13 protein-coding genes and 1 tRNA gene are annotated in these 16,207 nt (G+C 36.3%); 8 read left to right on the forward strand and 6 right to left on the reverse strand.

Annotated elements, in window-relative coordinates; translation table 11 throughout:
- Positions 1-1,065: 1,065 nt before the first annotated feature.
- Positions 1,066-1,145: transfer RNA gene (locus EPI11_RS18695), tRNA-Leu, on the reverse strand.
- 155 nt (positions 1,146-1,300) lie between these two features.
- On the opposite strand from EPI11_RS18695, the gene EPI11_RS18700 reads away from it, so the two are divergent.
- Together EPI11_RS18700 and EPI11_RS18705 are read left to right on the forward strand one after the other, a co-directional pair.
- Entirely contained in the window at positions 1,301-2,242 is a 942-nt protein-coding gene (locus EPI11_RS18700) for a ribose-phosphate pyrophosphokinase (RefSeq protein WP_128391514.1), read from the forward strand.
- 30 nt (positions 2,243-2,272) lie between these two features.
- The gene (locus tag EPI11_RS18705) at positions 2,273-2,881 is read left to right on the forward strand and encodes a 50S ribosomal protein L25/general stress protein Ctc (RefSeq protein WP_128391515.1); all 609 of its coding nucleotides are present in this window, start codon (positions 2,273-2,275) and stop codon (positions 2,879-2,881) included.
- A gap of 66 nt (positions 2,882-2,947) precedes the next feature.
- On the opposite strand, the gene EPI11_RS18710 is transcribed toward EPI11_RS18705, so the two are convergent.
- From EPI11_RS18710 to EPI11_RS18725, 4 genes are all read right to left on the reverse strand, one after another.
- On the reverse strand, positions 2,948-5,590 hold the full coding sequence (locus EPI11_RS18710; RefSeq protein ID WP_128391516.1) for a TonB-dependent receptor: 2,643 nt from the start codon (positions 5,588-5,590) through the stop codon (positions 2,948-2,950).
- Between the two features lie 86 nt (positions 5,591-5,676).
- Positions 5,677-6,429 carry a GLPGLI family protein gene (locus EPI11_RS18715; RefSeq protein WP_206619145.1) on the reverse strand — a complete coding sequence of 251 codons (753 nt, stop codon included), beginning with the start codon at positions 6,427-6,429 and terminating at the stop codon, positions 5,677-5,679.
- A 22-nt stretch (positions 6,430-6,451) separates the two neighbouring features.
- A complete protein-coding gene (locus tag EPI11_RS18720) occupies positions 6,452-7,225 on the reverse strand; it encodes a GLPGLI family protein (RefSeq protein WP_128391518.1) in 774 nt (257 codons plus the stop codon).
- A gap of 131 nt (positions 7,226-7,356) precedes the next feature.
- Complete coding sequence (locus EPI11_RS18725; protein ID WP_128391519.1) at positions 7,357-7,653, reverse strand: hypothetical protein; 297 nt, start codon at positions 7,651-7,653, stop codon at positions 7,357-7,359.
- A gap of 184 nt (positions 7,654-7,837) precedes the next feature.
- On the opposite strand from EPI11_RS18725, the gene pth reads away from it, so the two are divergent.
- Entirely contained in the window at positions 7,838-8,461 is a 624-nt protein-coding gene (gene pth / locus EPI11_RS18730; protein ID WP_128391520.1) for an aminoacyl-tRNA hydrolase, read from the forward strand.
- Positions 8,462-8,491: 30 nt separating this feature from the next.
- Here pth and EPI11_RS18735 read toward each other — a convergent pair whose 3' ends face one another.
- Positions 8,492-11,314: a zinc-dependent metalloprotease gene (locus EPI11_RS18735; RefSeq protein ID WP_128391521.1), complete on the reverse strand. Its 2,823-nt coding sequence runs from the start codon at positions 11,312-11,314 to the stop codon at positions 8,492-8,494.
- Positions 11,315-11,445: 131 nt separating this feature from the next.
- On the opposite strand from EPI11_RS18735, the gene EPI11_RS18740 reads away from it, so the two are divergent.
- The 5 genes from EPI11_RS18740 (at position 11,446) to bioB (ending at position 16,138) form a co-directional block, all read left to right on the forward strand.
- Complete coding sequence (locus EPI11_RS18740; protein ID WP_128391522.1) at positions 11,446-11,955, forward strand: hypothetical protein; 510 nt, start codon at positions 11,446-11,448, stop codon at positions 11,953-11,955.
- A 112-nt stretch (positions 11,956-12,067) separates the two neighbouring features.
- Entirely contained in the window at positions 12,068-13,003 is a 936-nt protein-coding gene (locus tag EPI11_RS18745; protein WP_128391523.1) for a bifunctional riboflavin kinase/FAD synthetase, read from the forward strand.
- Positions 13,000-14,313: an HTTM domain-containing protein gene (locus tag EPI11_RS18750; protein WP_128391524.1), complete on the forward strand. Its 1,314-nt coding sequence runs from the start codon at positions 13,000-13,002 to the stop codon at positions 14,311-14,313. The genes EPI11_RS18745 and EPI11_RS18750 overlap by 4 nt, the downstream gene beginning before the upstream one ends.
- A gap of 200 nt (positions 14,314-14,513) precedes the next feature.
- On the forward strand, positions 14,514-14,987 hold the full coding sequence (locus EPI11_RS18755; protein ID WP_128391525.1) for a hypothetical protein: 474 nt from the start codon (positions 14,514-14,516) through the stop codon (positions 14,985-14,987).
- Positions 14,988-15,052: 65 nt separating this feature from the next.
- Positions 15,053-16,138, forward strand: a complete 1,086-nt coding sequence (bioB, locus tag EPI11_RS18760; protein ID WP_128391526.1) for a biotin synthase BioB — start codon at positions 15,053-15,055, stop codon at positions 16,136-16,138.
- Positions 16,139-16,207 lie beyond the last annotated feature (69 nt).

Below are 16,207 nucleotides of genomic sequence, written 5' to 3' on the forward strand. Positions count from 1 at the left end.
CTCAAAGCGGGTGCAAAAGTACAACTTCTTTTTAATCCCGCAAGCCTTTTTGAAAATAAATCTCTTTATTTTTTTTGAAGCTTTTCAGTAAATCTAAGAACTCTCACAATCCCTTTTCACCTTTCGGCCAGGGAGGGCAAAGGTAAAACCTTTATCCGTTCTGTGCAAATCTTTTTTTACTTATTTTAAAGGCCTTTCAGCGCTTTTAAATTGCTTCACTTGCTTCAATATATATAAGAACTTCGCCTCTAATGCGGGTGCAAAAGTAACAACTCTTTCCACTTCTACAAGCTTTTAAATACCTTTTTTTAATACTTCGTTAACTTTAATTTCTAACTCGCTGAATTCCTGTTTTTTGTGAGTGAAAGTTTTTTGCCTTTTGACGGGTAGCTTTGCGAAGGAAGTGCGGGTTTAAGGCTGGTTTGTGGGGATTATCCGTTTTGTACGGGTTTTGTTTTTGCGGGACATCCCCTGGATAGGGCTGAATTTTGCTGGTTTGTCGCTTTTGCTTCGTTTTTACTCTTATATATAAGGAGAGTCTTTCGCGTTGTTTACCAATTTGGACTGGTTTTTACTCACAGCCCCGATGAAAGCGGCATACCCTGCTCCTTTCGACAGGGAGAAAGCAAACAGCGGGAAAGAACTTTACCAATAAAACCCGGAGATCACTGCTCATATATATTAAGGAGCAAAACACTCAACTCTAAAATCATTTTTAAACATTAATCAAAATACTCTACACCTTATATAGTATGTATATATAATTCAATCAAACATAATTTACTCCCTTACTATTAAGAACACATAACCGAAACATTAAAAAACACAGATGTGATTCTACTTTTTTAGGTTTACAGAAGCAAATGTGAAAAAGAAAATATTCAGCAGAGAAAATCAATTCATGACAAAAAACCATATCTCCTAAATTGAAAAGACAAAACCTAAAGCAACGCAGAATAGTATTTTGATTTTAAAGCGCAAATAGAAATCATAAGTCACTCATAGCGAGCTTAAAATAGCAGCAAATAAAAATGGGAGACTCTCTTAAGAAAGTCTCCCATTCAGTACCTGGAGTGGGAATCGAACCCACACACCTAAATACACGAGTTTGAGTCGTGCGCGTCTACCAATTCCGCCATCCAGGCAATTGATCTCTCAATTGTGGGTGCAAATGTAAAAAATAATATTTAATTTAAACGAAAATAGATTAGAATTTCCTTCCAGAGTTCAATAAAATTCCTAAATTTGCACTTTCTTTTATAGAGCATAAGACTAACTAACTACAAAACAACAATTTAAAATGACATACCAAGAGCCTGAAGCAAAAATATTTGCATGTTCTCAAAGTGTGTACCTGGCCGAGAAAATAGCTAAGAGCTATGGTGCGGAATTAGGTAAAGTTACGTTATCTACATACAGTGACGGTGAATTCCAGCCTTCATTTGAAGAGTCTATCAGGGGTTTAAGGGTTTTCTTAGTTTGTTCGACTTTTCCTAGTTCAGACAATTTAATGGAGCTTTTACTAATGATCGATGCTGCAAAAAGAGCGTCTGCAAGGCACATCACTGCTGTAATACCTTACTTTGGATGGGCGAGACAAGACAGAAAAGATAAGCCAAGAGTGCCGATAGGAGCAAAACTTGTGGCAAAACTGCTGGAATCGGCAGGAGCAACAAGAATCATGACTATGGATCTTCATGCTGATCAAATACAAGGGTTCTTTGAAAAACCGGTAGACCATTTATTTGCCTCTACTATTTTCTTACCTTATGTAAAGAGTCTTAACCTTGAAAACTTAACAATTGCATCACCGGATATGGGCGGTTCTAAAAGAGCTTATGCTTATTCTAAATTTTTAGGGTCTGATGTAGTAATTTGCTACAAACAAAGAAAAGAGGCTAACGTTATTGAGACTATGGAACTGATAGGCGAAGTAACAGGCAAGAATATTATACTTGTTGACGATATGATCGATACAGGGGGAACGCTTGCAAAAGCTGCTGACCTGATGATCGAAAGAGGTGCATTAAGCGTTAGGGCTATTTGTACTCATGCAATACTATCTGGTGGAGCTTATGAGAAAATAGAAAACTCTAAACTAACTGAACTTATCGTTACAGACAGTATTCCGCTTAAAAAGCAAACAAGCAAAATCAAGGTAGTATCATGCGCCGATCTTTTTGCCGATGTAATGCACATGGTGCAGAACAACACTTCCATTAGTGGGAAGTTTATTATGTAATTTATTATTTATTAACTATATTTTATTTCAATGAAATCAATTACGATTAAAGGATCTGAAAGAGAAAGCGTGGGTAAGGCGGCAACGCGTACAGCACGTAATGCTGGAATGGTTCCTTGCGTGTTATACGGAGGAGATCAGCCAGTACATTTTGCTGCAGAAGAAAAAGCATTCAAAGACTTAGTTTACACTCCAAACGTACACACAGTGGTAATTGAGCTTTCTGGTAAATCTTACAACGCTATCCTTCAGGACATACAGTTTCACCCTGTATCTGACAAAATTTTACACATTGACTTTTACCAACTTCATGCTGATAAAGAAATCACTATGGAAGTACCGGTTAAAATCACTGGAACTTCTCCAGGTGTATTAGGTGGTGGTGTTTTACGTCTTAACCAACGTAAGCTTAAAGTTAGAGCGTTACCAGCTAACCTTCCTGACTTTGTAGAGGCTAACATCTCTGAACTTCAAATGGGTAACAAACTTTATGTTACTAAATTAGAAGTTAATAACTTTAAACTTCTTAACCCTGATAATACAGTGGTTGCTCAAGTGAGAATTTCACGTGCTGCAATGAAAGCTGCTCAGGAAGCTGCAAAAGCTGCAAAAGCTCCAGCAAAAGGAAAGAAAAAATAATTATTTATTTTTCGATATATCAAAGCGTCCTCAAAAGGGACGCTTTTTTTATGCTCCTATTCCTCTTTAAAATCTAAATTTGAGAGACAGCATTACATATCTTGGTAATAGCCTGTATGAGTTAGTCGAATATCCAATGTCCGAAATACTATAAGTAGTAAACGTTTCGGTATTAAAGAGGTTTCGGGCATTTAGAGTTACAATATACTTTTTATCTTTAAACGAATAAGAGCTTTCAAAATCAGAGAAAAAGTAATCGTTGAATTTATCTAGTCCGCCAAAGTTATAATGTTCTGTAGAAAGTTTCATGGTAAAGTTATCTCCTGTTTTATACATTAAGTCCAGGAAGCTTATCTTGGTACTATTCCTAAATGTGTTTTCAGACTTTGTTTGCGAATAGTTCCATTCTGTACCAATACTAAAGTCGAATGCTTTTTTAAAATCACTATTCCAACCAAGCGTATAGTTTTGATTGTAGGATGTATTTTTACGCAGCCCTGAATCGTTTATTATATTATAATATACCGATTTGCCTGCACGAATATCCAGTTTTACACTTCCCTTAAGTTTCCTTACTATAAAATGCGAATTAAAACCGCCACCAAATCTATCGCCTCCCTTCATTACAAAAGCTCCCGATAGCGAACTGTTTTGCTCTAAACGACTCCGGCTCCTAATGGCATCATTTTGTTTTGAATAATCCAGACTCCAGGAAAAACTATAACGATTAAGGTAATGACTGGTTGAATACATAATTCTTGCTGAAGAACTTTCCAGTTGATTAAAATATCCCAATCCTTTTGAGAAACTGCGGGAAGAAGTAAGCAGGTAGGCATCATTTACCTGCATTAAGCTACTATTGTTAACCCTATAACTATAGTTTATCAAAAGTGTGTTTTGCGGATTAAACGAATAAGAAGCATCAAGATTAGGATTTACAAAAAAAGGATTCTGCTTTATAGTAGTACCATCTGTGCTCACAAACCTATTGAAAAGTTGATGCATATTAGCATTCGCTCCTATTGAGAATTTACCAAAATTCCATTTATAACCACTACTCGCATATAAGTCACCTACGTTGTAATGCGATTGCGATTGGAAGTCGTCAGGTAGTATCGTTCCAGAACTTGTAAACAGACTAAAGCGCGTAGTAAGGTCATTCCGGTTGTCGTTAAACCCTATCGCAAATTCTATCAGGTCGTTATTCTTTTGTTTGAGTTTAAAATCAGCCTGCAGCCCAGCATACTGTTTTTTGCTTTGCACATTGTTACCAATGGAAGAAATATTACCGTATGCAAACAGGTCTCCCATAAGGTAATCGTTAATGCCATATTGCTGCGGAAGCCTGTCTGATAAAAAGCGCCCTTTCAACAGCACCACATTGCGGTCATTCCATTTGTGGGTATAGGTAAGTTTTTGATCGAAGTAAGTGTTTTTTGTATCCAATTCTTCGCGGGTACTTGTACCGTTAAAAATCAGGCTATTCCTAAAGTCATTACTCCCTTTATTTAAAGTAGTAGACGCCTGGAACATTTTTGTAGCCGATATATCATAATTGAGATACGCATTGATATAGCCCTTTTTCAGCTTGTTAACTGCATTATTATTTTGGCTGTTTTCAAAAAAAGTTCCCGGTATATCAACCACCGAATAGGAGTTATTCCAGGCACTCAATTCGTCAAATCCTAAAAACCCTTTTAACTGAAGCTTTAGTTTAGAGCTTAAAGGTATAACTGTACTAAGCGTTGCCATTTCGGCATTGTTAAAACGAAAGCGGCTTTCATCGAGTTTTGGACCGCTAATTCCCATAGACATTACACTTACAGCATTATCACCTCCTCCCATAGATTCCATTTCATTAGAATTGTAGATCATATCATTGATATCACCCACTTTATCAAGTCCTGAATTGTTAGCGTTGAACGTAAAGAAATTTTTATAGGCTTTGCCAAAATTCATCAGGTTACCGCCCACGTTGTAACGATCTTCATTACCATAACCTAATGATACATCACCAAACCATATATCTTTATATTTTTCGTCAATCGTTAAATTCAGGGCTACACCTTTTGAATCTTCAATCCCTCTAAGGAGTTTATTATTTGAATAATTCCGTAACACCTCAACCTTATCCAGAGGCTTTGAGGGCATATTTCTAGTCAGCAGGCTATAGCCACGGTTAAACAAATCGTCACCACCTACCATTACTTTTTCTACCTGAGTATCTCCATAAAATATTTTACCATCTTTTTGTATTGTTATACCCGGTATATTTTTAAGCAAATCCTCTACCACCACCTCATGGCCTTTAGCAAGTTTTTTTGCATCATAAACAAGAGTGTCACCACGACGCTTTACAGGACGTTCTGCTTCTATTATTAGCTCTTTAAGCGCTTCCTTCGATTCATTCAGCTTAAAATTTCTTGTTATATTTTCACCTGCAACTACAAGTATGTTTTCATTTTTCTTTTCAAAACCCAAAGAATTAACTTCAAGTATAAACTCGCCTGCTTCTTTAATAGTTAGGGTATAATTACCATTTTCCTGTGAGATCCCATAAGCAATAAATTTCCCATCGCTATTTTTAATAACGACAGAAGCCCCCGGCAATGTTTCACCAGAAGCAGCAGTTATTTTTCCGGTAACAATAACCTGCCCAAATACAGATATTGAGGAAAGGAATAATAGGAATAAGTAAAATTTAGGCACTAATGAAGGGTTTAGTTTGCGTTATAGAATGGCACTTTTTATAATAGCACTATGTATTAAGAAAAATACTATGAATTTTTCAATATTTATTCCTCCCACTCATATTTTTCTTCATAATCTCCTCTAATTGGTGCTGTGTAAATTGTCGAATCTGGACGTTCCTGCTTCATTTTAGCAGTAACATTATCAGACCATTCTTTATTTTTTTCTAAAAATTCTTTTAAAGGTATTGCTTCTTTATTTTTTGTATCAACTAACATTTTAAAATCTTTATCAAAAATATCACCGTTTTTATATTCGATCTTTTCAACAATCCATTTAGGAGATCCTTTACCTGCTGAAGCCTCCAGAATAAGACCGGGTAGGCCATGCAGTTTCCAAGGACCATAGGGAAGTGCAATTTCCGGTGCAAACCATACAATCCAGTCTACGCCACGAAAATTTGTAGTGGCCTTTGTGCATTGATAGCCCCCAATAGTTTTAACCTCTTCACTAATAATCCAGTTGAGCTTGTTGTAATCATCTTTTATTAAGAAAAAATTTGTACTAAATGCACCAAAAAAACATATTTGCTGCTTTCCATGATCTATTTTTAAATACTCCCAGTCCGGGTAGATCTCCTTAGGTTCGTTATTTATTTTTTCACCCTCAGTTACGTAAGTTGTATTGTATTTAGGAAGAAAAATGGTTGTAGTGCCTTCTATAAACAAAGTGCAATAATAATGACTTCGGAAATAACCGTTATTAACCTGTTTGTATTCTACTATAGCAGTTGTTTTACTTTGAGCAAAAGTAAAAGAGGATAATAACAGAGAAAAGATATATAAATAAAGTTTCATATTTATGAATTTCTTATAATATTTATTTCTCCCATTCGTATTTCGTTTCCAAACCATTATTTGGAACAGAAATATCTCGAAGGTTTGGGTCATTTTTCATCATTTCTGCATCAACATTATTATCATATTCTTTCGAATTTAATAAAAACTGCCGATAGGCTATAGGTTTTGTATTTTTAGTTTTTATTAGTGACCCAAAATCTCTATTAAATAAATCACTTTTTTCAAATTTTATTTTAACTGCTCTCCAAGTATACCTATTTGTAGCATCATATGCTTCAATAATTAGTCCAGGGAGTCCGTGTAATTTCCAGGGACCGAATGACAAAGGTATTTCAGTAGTAAACCAAGCAACCCATTGTCTACCACGAAAATTAGTAATAGCCTTATTACAGGAAAGATTATTTATTATTTTGTTTTCATCTGTAATTAACCATTCCAAATTTTGATAATTGTCCTGTATTAAGTATGTATTAGCTCCGATCACCTCAAAAAAAAAGATTTCATGCTTGCTACGATCAATCTTAAAGTAAGGCTCTAGAAAACGGGGTTTAGTCGAAGTAGTAAAAGACTCATAAACACGACCATCATCAGTTTTAAGCTCACCTCTTACAGCCCCATTTATTTTTTCATGAAATAATGAAATATCTTTATTGATATATAAAGTAGCATAGTAAGAAGTCGGAAGCTCAGTATTACCAAAAAAACTATATTCTACTTCAGCACATTGGTTCTGACTTTGACCAAATAAGGGGTAATACAATAATGTTAAAAAAATGTACAATAATATTTTCATAGAACTTTATATTATTATACAGGATGGAATAAATTATTCCATCCTGTATTAAATTCAAGCTATAGATAATTAACACTCTCTAAGGAAATTTTAAAATATATAGCTTCGTTAGACTTCATAAAAACCAAGAATTACTTAGGAGTATCGGTACCTCCTGCAATATATTTCACAATTGCATTTGGATACTTTGCCTCATAAGCTTTAATTTGGTTAGATGCAAGAGTTAAACAATCAACTCCCCCTTCTGTACCTTTATGTTCCTTCCTGGTAATTTCAGTTCCTCCTGGAGTATAAACAATAACAGACCATAAGCATTCCGAAACAGTTACTTCAAGAAGTTTTGTCTCAATACTTTTTACTGCATTTGCAGCGTTCATCGTACCGGCTAGCACTAAACAGGCAGCTACACTTAATAAAACTTTTTTCATAATTAATAATATTTAATTGGTTAACACAAACCTAACACTATAATCAATTGAAAATCAATAGATTTAGTTAAATATAAGTTAAAAATCTTACAAATTTTTTAGTGAGTAATTTAACAGTCATTGCTTAAATTGTAAGGTTATTTTAGTAAACCTTAAATCCATAAATAATCTTATTTTTGCACACATGAAATGGTTAACCTCCCTTTTTACTAAAAAAGGCATTGAAGAAAATACAGATCCAATGAAAAAATTCCTTATTGTAGGCCTTGGTAACATTGGCGCAGAATATGTAAATACACGCCACAACATTGGCTTTAAAGTGGTAGACCGTCTTGCCCAGCAGGAAGGAGCTTCTTTTGAAACGGCTAAACTTGGCGCTGTGGCTGAAGTTAAAATAAAAGGACGCACGCTTATACTGCTTAAGCCGAACACCTACATGAACCTTAGCGGCAAAGCCATTAAATACTGGCTTGATAAAGAGAACATTCCTTTAGAGAACTTACTGGTTGTAACCGATGACCTCAACATTCCTTTTGGCACTATTCGAATAAAGGCTAAAGGAAGTGACGGCGGCCACAATGGATTAAAAAGCACGCAACAGCTATTAAACACATCAGAGTATGCCCGTTTTAGATTTGGCATAAGCGACGAGTTTAAAAAAGGCAAGCAGGTTGATTATGTACTTGGCGAATGGGATGACGAAGAAAAAGTAAAACTCCTGGAGCGATTGGATATGTCGGCAGAAGCTATAAAATCTTTTGCACTATCTGGCTTAGCCAATACAATGAGCAGTTATAACGGTAAATAAAAAAAGGGATGCAATTGCATCCCTTTTTTGTTATTCTATAATTATCTTTTTGGTAATGACCGAATCGCCATCCTGAATATTCACCAGGTAAACTCCTGCTCCAACACCGCCTATAGATAATGTCTCTTCTATAAGACCAGTATTAGCTACAACTTTATTTAAAAGCTGTCTGCCTCTTATATCATACACAGCCATTTTGATTTCAGATCCTGTAACCGAGTTGAACTTCACCGTAAAGTTTCCGTTATTTGGATTAGGGAACAGACTAAAGTTCGTTAGAACATTATCATTTACTCCGGCAACTTCTCCTGTTGTAAAACTGAATGTATCACTGACTGCACCGCTGCATCCTGCATTAAAAGGAACAACTTTCCAATAATAAGTCACACCATTCTGAAGAGATGCATTAAAACTATTAAAGTCTACAGCCCCACTTGCTACTAAGTTCTCAAAGTTTACATCAGTAGCTATTTCAACTGCATAGTTTGCAGCATTAGATGCTGGTGCCCATGCAAGTTCAACATTACTGGAAACCCCTGTAGCATTATTAGCCGGTACAACAAGCTGAACCGTTCCAACAGTATTTAATACCTTAAGATTTAAAGTCACCGTTTTTGTTTCAGCGCCTGTAGTAGCGGTAACTACTATAGGATATTGCCCAACGGCAATAACTGTTGTTGTCAGTACTGTAACTGTTACATTTCCTGTTGCAGACACCGTTGAAGAACTAAATACGACTGTAGATCCTGATGGATTACCTGTTGCCGAAAAAGTGGCAGTTCCTGTAAAGCCAGCTAAAGCTTCATATAACAAACTATAAGTCGCCTCATTTCCTTTACAAACCGTTTTGCTTGCATTACCCACTATACTAACTGCAATAGCGGGAGTAGCAGGAGCAGCTGTAATTGTAAAATTTGTATTGGAAATATCATAAAATATATGACTATTACCCCTAACCATTATTCTGTTTGTTGTACCTGCAGCATTAGCCGGCACAGTAATAGACTCACTGCCATCGTTAGCAACATGTGTAGCCAGCGTAACAGGATAAGTAAGTCCGCCATCACTAGACAGTAATATATCTACAAAAGCTGCATTTACTCCATTTCCGGTAGTACCTGCCACATTCCAGGTTACCGTTTGGGTACTTCCAGCCTGCCATGAAACATTGGTATTAGGCGTTACTACCAGAAAAGGTCCTGCAACACCCGAAACATTTATATGCATGTCATCATACGCTACCTGACCACCTAAAACATTATTATCTCTTACTGTGAATGCAAAATTATAAGAACGTGCTACATTGGAGATCACTTCCCAGGTTGGAGCAAGATTATTTGCAATTACAGCATTTAAATTAGGCATGTAACGATCTGGGGTTGTCTTAGGCAGCATTGATCTAAAACTAGGCCCGTTAGATGCATTAGCAACTGGTGGCTGAGTTGATGTTTGAAGATCCATCTGTTCCCAGCTATAAGTAAGAGAAGTAGCATCATTAGCATCTGTAGCTGTACCTTTTAATATAAATGGAGTGCTTTTAGGTATGGTATAATCCAATCCTGCATTAGCAATTGGCCCTGCATTACCTGTTGTGGTATTTTGCGAGCAATTTCCCCAGTCTTTTATAAAATCGGTTATTTCCTGTATGCTTATTTTATGAAAGTAAGCATCTGAATGATCCTGAACACTTGGAAAGCATACTCCTGCATAAGCCATAATAGTGCTTCCGCTACCCGTCTCGTAAGCAGTATCATAACTTATATTACCATCACAATCATTATTAAAGGTATGGTTAGCTCCAAACTGGTGCCCCATTTCGTGAGCCACAAAATCAACATCATAAGCATCACCTACAGGAGCTCCTAAACCTGTAATTCCCATCGCTTTACTATTTGAACAAGGAGAATACATTTGAGCAACACCTCCGCCACCTGTACTTACCGTGTGGCCAATATCATAATTATTAAGCCCGATAATTCCATCTATAACCGTCTGGCTTTGATCCAGCAGTATATTCTCATTATTTTCGTTATCAAAAGTATCCGAATTAACAAAGATCAAGGCATCATTATTAGCTACCAGTTGTAATGTTATTGCAAGCTCTTTTTCATAAATGCTGTTCACCCGTGTTACAGTAACGATCATTGCCGATAATACAGCCTGCTTTTTTTGTGCCAATGTACCGCCATTCATGTTGGCAGCATTAATATGAAAGTCAGCATACTCTATAGTACATGCCATGGCCAGCCTGTAATGTCTCATTATCCCATCGGTTGCAGGCTCACTCAATGTAGTAAGTCCTCCGTTTTTTTGTTTTTTGGCGTGAGTATTACTCACTCCGCATTTAAACATTTTTGGAGCACTTAGATCTGTTTTATTATACACTATGTACATTTTATTATTCTTAGTGTAAGGATCAATGTAAGATGCTCCTTTATCACTAAACATCATATTGTGCAAACCATATAATGTAACACTAAAACGAATTGTTTCAGCAGGGTTATCTACACCCTGACCTGCATACGATTTTAAGTCGGGATATTTCTCAGCAAGACCGGGTTCCATTACTGGAGCCTCAAAAATTCGGAAATTTTTCAGCTTCCCATCAGCATCCGGAAATTGCAGGATTAAATTTGAGGATTTACTTTCTCTTAACGGAGCATCCTTTAATTTTAATTTAAGCAAATCAAGATTCAGACTGAACAATTGATATTCTGACGGAACAGAAGTCCTGTCAAGCAGGTCAGACTTTTTAATGCCTTTATCGCTCTGTTTATTCCACAAAGCTTCCTGCGCATAACCATAAGTACAGAATAGTACTACAGTTATTACTAATAGTATTCTTTTTTTCATAAAAATTTATTTTTTCCAGACAGCGAAGATATTAATTAATATTATACAACATTATTTTAACAAACATATGTAATTGTAAATATCACGTTAATACTTATAAATTTCCCTGCATTTATTTCTATTTTTAGCCCATGAAAAAGCAAATCTTAGTATACATTTCCATTATAGCCTTATTTTCCTGCAAAAGCCAGAAAGACTCATCTACTACATGGGGAAAACATACTATTGAAACACCCTGCCCTCCTAAAAGCGAGTGTAACTTTGAAGTTTTACAAAACAAAAGTCTTTTAATTAAAACTGATGATACAAATCACATCTATTATCATCTGGAAAATACACCCGGAAAAACAGTTGTGAAGTACACCTATAAAACCATAACCGATCCAAAATTAAAGGATGCCGGCTATAGTGAAGATATCATTTTTGAAACGGATAATATGTTCTCGAACCTCAACCTAACGGATATAGATATTCAAAAAACAAAAATGCTTTTTGGAGTACATTGTTTCTGCCGCGGCAAGGCCGGATTTTATAAAATAGAGAAGGGTAATATGAGTTATACTAACAAAAAACTGCACATCGAACTGCCCGACGTTATAGACAATCAAAAGACAAAAACAGTAAGTGTATCCTTCAAATAAACGAATTTTACCTTATAATGGACAATTACAGTAAATTAATGCTTAATTTTTTAGGCGTATCATAATTTAATTGGATACAGATAATTAAATTTGCTGAACTTAAAATTGCGGTTTGAAAATTTTCAATTCTATACAGGAGTTTAGCTCTGCTACAAAGACCATTGTTACCTTAGGCACTTTTGACGGCGTTCATAAAGGCCATAAAAGTATACTGGATAAACTCATAACAAGCAGTAAATCGTCTGGATGCGAAAGCCTCGTGCTTACCTTTTTCCCGCATCCGCGAATGGTTTTACAGCAAAACACCGATCTTAAACTCCTTAATACTATAGAGGAAAAAGCCGTGCTTTTAGAAAATGAAGGTATTGATAATCTTATCATCCATCCTTTCGACCATGCTTTTTCAAGGCTTACCGCCGAAGAGTTTGTAAAAGACATACTGGTAGACAAACTTAATATCTCTAAAATAATTATAGGGCACGACCATCGTTTTGGACGTAACAGAACAGCAACGATAGATGACCTTATTCGTTTTGGGCACGAATATGGCTTTGAGGTTGAAAAAATATCAGCATTAGAAATAAACGAAGTATCAGTAAGTTCTACCAAAATAAGAAATGCGCTCACAAGTGGCAGCGTAGAAACTGCAAATGAGTTTTTAGGTTATCCTTATTTTATAACCGGTACAGTAGTACAGGGTAAACAACTGGGCAGAACCATTAATTTCCCTACTGCAAATATTGAAATAAACGAAAGCTACAAGCTTATTCCTGCAAACGGCGTATATGTAGTTTCATCAATGATCGATGACAAAATGGTACAGGGTATGATGAACATAGGAACCCGCCCTACTGTTAATGGTACTAATACCACCATCGAAGTACACTACCATGACTTTGATGGTGATCTTTATGGAAGCAAACTAACAGTAAGCATTTACCACAGGCTCCGTGACGAAGTTAAATTTGAATCTTTTGATGCCCTTAAACTTCAGCTTGAAAAAGACAAACAGCAATCGCTGGATTATTTTAAAAACAACCGGGCATGAAAAACCGCCTGTTCCTCCAAATAGATAATGCCCCATTAATTATTTTCAGGATCTTTTTGGGTTTCCTACTGGCCTGCGAAACCTTTGGCGCTATACTTACCGGCTGGGTAAACGACAATCTCGTTACTCCAAAATTCACTTTTTCGCACATAGGCATGGAATGGCTGCAGCCACTTCCTGGTAATGGCATGTATTTTTACTTTGCCACTATGGGTATTTTGGGTCTGCTCGTTATGATAGGATATAAGTATCGATGGAGCCTCGGGCTGTTTACGTTACTATGGGGCGGAGTATATTTCATGCAGAAAACATCATACAACAATCACTATTATTTGTTACTTCTTATCTGTCTGATCATGTTATTCCTTCCGGCTGACAGGTATGGCTCTATAGATGCAAAACAAAATCCTCAGATAAAGAAATTAACCATGCCCGCCTGGTGCTCATGGGTTATGATATTACAAATCACTATTGTTTATTTTTTTGCAACACTGGCTAAATTCTATCCGGGCTGGTTGGAAGGGACCTTTGTGAAAAACCTTTTAGAACGATCGGTCACAAACCCTGCGCTCTATGAAATCATGACCCAAAAATGGTTTTATATGTTTATTACCTATGCAGGTATCGGATTCGATTTATTAGTAGTGCCGCTATTACTATTTAAGAGGACAAGAACTATTGCATTTATTGCATCGGTTATTTTTCACATATTCAATTCCATTACCCTTCAAATAGGTATTTTTCCGTTTTTTGCGTTATGCTTTGTAGTATTCTTTTATCCGCCTGAAAAAATAAGAAGCCTCTTCCTTAAAAAAAAGCCGATAGCACAAAACGTGAGCACCATTACTTATGAAGGCAAAAACACATTAATTTATTTCTTTATCCCCTATTTTATACTTCAGCTTATACTTCCTTTACGACACTACTTTATTAAGGGTGATGTTTTATGGACAGAAGAAGGCCATCGCCTGAGCTGGAGAATGATGCTGCGGTCCCGTAGCGGTGATACTGATTTTAAAATAATCAACAAAAAAACTGGAGAACCGCTGTTTTATAATTTTAGTGATGATCTTACGCACAAACAAAAAAGCGGAATGGAAACCAAACCCGATATGATCTGGCAGATGGCACAACGCATTAAACATCATTTTGCAGAAAAGAACATAGAGGCTGCTGTATATGCTAATACTAATGTGAGTGTAAACAATAGACCTTATCATGCTTTAATTGACCCTAAAACTGATCTTGCAGCCGTTAACTGGGATTATTTTTCACACTGCGCCTGGGTACTTCTTCCAGTCGATAAATAAAATGCAATAGATTAGATAGAATTACTTATTTAATCGTATTTCTTTTATTAAATTTTTATTAATTCATATTCATATATACCGTTTTATCGCTAAATTCGGGTATAAATACATCTGTATATATTTACCCGAAGAATAGAGTATTTTCAAGAACCTACTGTAAAAGAATCTATTAACTGAATATAAACAAAAAAACGAAAACTATGAATTTCTCAAGAATAGTAATCAACGGTTTCATCATTTATGCATGTATTGCATTGTTTTTCCTTTTAATGGAAGTTGTCGGCTGGTCTGACCAAATATACTTACGACTGATAAATTTTGCATTTGTTATTTATGGTGTAAACAGAACCATTAAGTCTAATTACCACGATAATGTGGGAGGTTACTTTACAAATTTAGTCTCGGGGATTTTTACAGCATTAGTAAGCCTAATTTTGGGGATTTTTAGCTTTATTGCCTATATAGAATATAAAGGAGGCAATGACTATCTTAACCATTTCTCTGCCAGTTACATCTTTGGTGGCGGTGAGCCTTCTTTATATCAATTTTGCGCCGGTTTAGCCCTGGAAGGTATTGCATCATCTGTAATTGTATCCTTTGCTTTAATGCAGTACTGGAAAGATAAAGTAGAAAAAATCAATAAGGTAGACGATATCGCTCATAACCAGCATTAATCTTTATATAAATTTCAATTCCTAATAGGAAATTGCTACTTTTGGTCCAACATTAAAACTTTGTTATGAGCATAAAAAGGCACGACTGGACCAAGGAAGAAATTATAGCCTTATATAATAAACCGATGATGGATCTTCTATACGAAGCAGCATCGGTACACAGGGTAAAACATGACCCCAATGTAGTACAGGTTTCCACGTTGTTATCTATAAAAACCGGTGGCTGCCCTGAAGATTGTGGTTATTGCCCACAAGCTGCACGTTACCATACCGGTGTAGAAGGAAACGACCTTATGAGTGTACAACAGGTAAAAGCACAGGCACTTCGTGCTAAATCCAGCGGATCATCACGTGTGTGTATGGGTGCTGCCTGGAGAAACGTAAAAGACGGGCCGGAGTTTGATCAGGTACTTGAAATGGTGAGAACTATTAACAAGCTTGATATGGAAGTGTGCTGCACCTTAGGTATGATCACCGAAAATCAGGCAAAACGCCTTGCTGAAGCCGGACTCTATGCATACAACCATAATCTTGATACATCTGAAGAATATTATAAAGAAGTAATTTCTACCCGCGGTTTTGAAGACCGTTTACAAACAATAGAAAACGTAAGAAAAACAAACGTTACAGTTTGCAGCGGTGGTATTATAGGGATGGGAGAAAGCGTAGAAGACAGAGCAGGAATGCTTGTTGCACTAGCTTCATTAAGCCCGCAGCCGGAATCGGTGCCTATTAATGCGCTTGTAGCTGTAGAAGGTACTCCAATGGAAAATGAAAAACCGGTAGAAATTTGGGATATGATCCGTATGGTAGCGACTACAAGGATTGTTATGCCGGATACTCAGGTGAGATTATCTGCAGGACGTACACAAATGAGCCGTGAAGGCCAGGCAATGTGCTTTTTTGCAGGAGCTAACTCTATCTTTGCAGGAGACAAGTTGCTTACTACCCCTAACCCGGATGTAAACGAAGACATGAAAATGTTTGACATGCTTGGACTTATCCCACAAAAACCATTTACAAAAGTTTCACAGCCTAAAACTGTTGAAGCAGAAGATTCTGAATTTGCGCCATTAGGTGAAAAACCAAAATGGACACGTCCAGGCCACAAGATCGAAAGAAACCTTGAAGCTTCAGGCAAAAAATCATAAGCATACTAAAGCCTATTATACTAAAGCTTTTCCTTAACCGGAAAAGCTTTTTTATTTGATAAATACTTA

The organism is Flavobacterium cerinum (assembly GCF_004028155.1).
GTDB lineage: Bacteria > Bacteroidota > Bacteroidia > Flavobacteriales > Flavobacteriaceae > Flavobacterium > Flavobacterium cerinum.

Coding starts and splice junctions, on each gene's coding strand:
- EPI11_RS18700 (WP_128391514.1), top strand. CDS start 1,301: ATGACATACCAAGAGCCTGAAGCAAAAATATTTGCATGTTCTCAAAGT.
- EPI11_RS18705 (WP_128391515.1), top strand. CDS start 2,273: ATGAAATCAATTACGATTAAAGGATCTGAAAGAGAAAGCGTGGGTAAG.
- EPI11_RS18715 (WP_206619145.1), bottom strand. CDS start 6,429: ATGAAACTTTATTTATATATCTTTTCTCTGTTATTATCCTCTTTTACT.
- EPI11_RS18720 (WP_128391518.1), bottom strand. CDS start 7,225: ATGAAAATATTATTGTACATTTTTTTAACATTATTGTATTACCCCTTA.
- EPI11_RS18725 (WP_128391519.1), bottom strand. CDS start 7,653: ATGAAAAAAGTTTTATTAAGTGTAGCTGCCTGTTTAGTGCTAGCCGGT.
- pth (WP_128391520.1), top strand. CDS start 7,838: ATGAAATGGTTAACCTCCCTTTTTACTAAAAAAGGCATTGAAGAAAAT.
- EPI11_RS18735 (WP_128391521.1), bottom strand. CDS start 11,314: ATGAAAAAAAGAATACTATTAGTAATAACTGTAGTACTATTCTGTACT.
- EPI11_RS18740 (WP_128391522.1), top strand. CDS start 11,446: ATGAAAAAGCAAATCTTAGTATACATTTCCATTATAGCCTTATTTTCC.
- EPI11_RS18750 (WP_128391524.1), top strand. CDS start 13,000: ATGAAAAACCGCCTGTTCCTCCAAATAGATAATGCCCCATTAATTATT.
- EPI11_RS18755 (WP_128391525.1), top strand. CDS start 14,514: ATGAATTTCTCAAGAATAGTAATCAACGGTTTCATCATTTATGCATGT.
- bioB (WP_128391526.1), top strand. CDS start 15,053: ATGAGCATAAAAAGGCACGACTGGACCAAGGAAGAAATTATAGCCTTA.